General features: G+C 75.6%; 3 protein-coding genes and 1 pseudogene. 2 read left to right on the forward strand and 2 right to left on the reverse strand.

Annotation, left to right across the window (positions count from 1 at the left end; genetic code table 11):
• A pseudogene (locus D8M29_RS10845) lies at positions 1-209 on the forward strand (ABC transporter ATP-binding protein); the annotation flags it as partial.
• The gene (locus D8M29_RS10850) at positions 206-1,462 is read left to right on the forward strand and encodes an ABC transporter permease (RefSeq protein WP_127435523.1); all 1,257 of its coding nucleotides are present in this window, start codon (positions 206-208) and stop codon (positions 1,460-1,462) included. The pseudogene D8M29_RS10845 and the gene D8M29_RS10850, both read left to right, overlap by 4 nt.
• Before the next feature lie 43 nt (positions 1,463-1,505).
• Here D8M29_RS10850 and recR read toward each other — a convergent pair whose 3' ends face one another.
• Positions 1,506-2,105, reverse strand: coding sequence for a recombination mediator RecR (gene recR, locus D8M29_RS10855; RefSeq protein ID WP_002856659.1), 600 nt, complete (start codon positions 2,103-2,105; stop codon positions 1,506-1,508).
• Between the two features lie 115 nt (positions 2,106-2,220).
• A complete protein-coding gene (locus tag D8M29_RS10860; RefSeq protein ID WP_238693392.1) occupies positions 2,221-2,454 on the reverse strand; it encodes a hypothetical protein in 234 nt (77 codons plus the stop codon).
• Between the last annotated feature and the right edge of the window lie 251 nt (positions 2,455-2,705).

Below are 2,705 nucleotides of genomic sequence, written 5' to 3' on the forward strand. Positions count from 1 at the left end.
TCACCGCGGCCACCGGCGCCGGCGCGGGCCAGCGCCGGGACGGCGTCGTGGTGCAGCTGCGGGGTGAGGCCGCCGCGGCCGCGCTGCTCGCGGACCTCGTGCGCGAGGGTGTGCTCGTGAGCCACTTCGCCCCGGAGGGCTCCCGCCTCGAGAACGCCTACCTGGGCCTCCATCTGGAGGACCCCCGCACCGAAGGAGACCGGCCGTGAGCACCGCCGTCGCGACCTCGATCCATGACCGCCGCCCGCCGCAGCCGCAGCCGGGGGGACGCCTCGGCGCGGCCCAGGCCGTGGCCACCGTGGTGGGGATGGAACTGCGTCAGCGGCTGCGCTCGCGCGGCTGGTACGTGCTGTTGGGCGTCTTCTTCGCGGTGGTGGGGGCGGTGACCCTCGGCGCCCTCGGACTGCGAAGCCTGGGCGTGGCGGAGATGGAGGCGTCCGGCCTGGAGCCGGAGCTGGCGGAGCAGCAGATGCGCGCCCTGGGGCGGACGCTCTTCGACGGCGTCCTGCTCTTCGTCCTCACCCTCTCGCTGCTGGTCTCGCCCGCCCTGGCGGCCAACGCGATCTCGGGCGACCGTGCCGGCGGCACCCTGGCCATCACCCAGGTCACCCTGCTGCGGACCGGGCACCTGATGGCGGGCAAGTGGCTGGCCGCGTGGATCGCCTCCGCCGCGTTCCTCGCGGCCGCGCTGCCGTGGCTCGCGGTCGCGGCCGTGGTGGGGCGCGTGTCCCCGTGGGCCGTGCTGGTGGGGCTCGTGATGATCCTCGTGGAGTTCGGCATGATCGCGGGGATCGGCGTGGCCGTCTCGGCCATCGCCGGGCGCACGCTGTTCGCCGTCGTGGTGACGTACCTGATCGTGGCGGCGCTGACGATCGGCACCCTGGTGGCCTTCGGGCTGTCCCTGCAGTTCCTGCAGACCGAGGTGCGGGCCAACGACGCCGAGTTCGGCCCCATGACGGCGGAGCCGTTCACCGAGGCGGAGCTCGAGAAGATGACCCCGGAGGAGGCGGAGCAGGCCTGGGCCGAGTGGGAGGCGGCGCACCCGGAGCTGTACGACGGGATCGCCGACCGGTGCGTCGGCCCGGTGACCACCCGGACGATCCCCGACCCGCGGCGCAGCGGATGGCTGCTCGCGGCGAACCCCTACGCCGTCCTCGCGGATGCTTCCCCCTGGGAGGCAGGGCTCCTCGCGGACGGTACCCGGGTGGATCCCGGGCCGCTCAACCTGCTGTCCGTGGGGCTGCGCTGGACCCAGCGTGACCCCGTCCGGGACGTCGAGTGCCTCGATGGCGAGCTGCGCGGTCTCGACCAGAGCGGTGTGCCGGACCGGCAGGGCACCTGGCCGGTGTGGCCGCTCGGCCTGGCGATGCAGGGTGTGCTGGTGGCCGGGCTGGTCTGGTGGGGCCACCGTCGCCTGGACACCCCGGCCGGGCGGCTGCCCGCCGGCACGCGCGTGGCCTGAGCCGGGCCGGCGTCGGGCAGGACCCGCTCGACGCCGGCCCGTGTCAGCCGCTGATCAGGCGGCGGCCCTCGAAGGCGCGGCCGAGGGTGACCTCGTCCGCGTACTCGAGATCCCCGCCGACGGGCAGACCGGAGGCCAGACGCGTGACGCGGATGCCCGTGGCGCCGAGGAGCCGGCCGAGGTAGGTGGCCGTGGCCTCGCCCTCGAGGTTGGGATCCGTGGCGAGGATGACCTCCTGCACGGCCTCGTCCTGCAGCCGGGTGAGCAGCTCGCGGACGTGCAGCTGCTCGGGGCCGATGCCGGCGATCGGGTTGATGGCCCCGCCGAGCACGTGGTAGCGGCCCTGGAAGGCGCGGGTGCGCTCCATGGCCATGACGTCCTGCGACTCCTCGACGACGCAGATCTGGGAGCGGTCCCGGCGTTCATCCCGGCAGAGCGAGCACACCTCGTCCTCGGAGACGTTGAAGCAGACCGAGCACAGCCGCACCCTGTCCTTGACCGTGCGGATGGCGTCCGCGAGCCGCAGCATGTCCTCCCGGTCCGCCTCCAGCATGTGGAAGGCGATGCGCTGGGCGGACTTCGGCCCGATGCCCGGCAGGCGGCCGAGCTCGTCGATCAGGTCCTGCACCGCGCCCTGGTACATCCGTCCCCCTCGTCCGATGGTGCGTCTCGTGGGGCGTGCGCCCCGACGCGGCGCCGTGGTCCGGCGCCGCGTCCATCATGCCCGCGGCCCCGGACGGCGTACGGGCGCGTTCGCCTCAGGCGTCGTTGGGGCGTTCCTCGAGCAGACGGCCGCCGAGCACCCGTTCGACGACGGCCCGGCCCACGAGGCCCGAGTCCTCGAGCGGGACGTCGTCGTCGCTGGCGACCTCGTCCTCCCACCCCACACCGGACGTCGCCGGGGCGGCGGGGCCGGTGTCGGCGGGCCGGGTCGGGCCGCGGCCCTGGGCGGCCTCGCGGGCGGCGCGGATGGCCGCGGCCCGCGCGTCCAACGACGGCAGCGCCGAGGCTCCCCCGGCGGGCTCGACGTCGGCGGGGCGCGCCCCGGGCGCGGCCGCGCCAGGCCGGCCCCCGGCGGGGGGGCCCGGCGTGGCGGCCGGGGCGGGGCGGCGCGCGGACGGTGCCCTCGAAGGACTCTTCGGAGCCGTGGGGGGTGATCGGGATGCGGGAGCGGGCGTTCAGGGGCATGGGGTCTCCTGGGGGCGTGGAGGTCGTGATGGTCATCCTGCCCGCCCTCCCGCCG

The sequence above is a fragment of the Micrococcus sp. HSID17227 genome, assembly GCF_003989405.1.
GTDB classification, from domain to species: domain Bacteria; phylum Actinomycetota; class Actinomycetes; order Actinomycetales; family Micrococcaceae; genus Micrococcus; species Micrococcus luteus.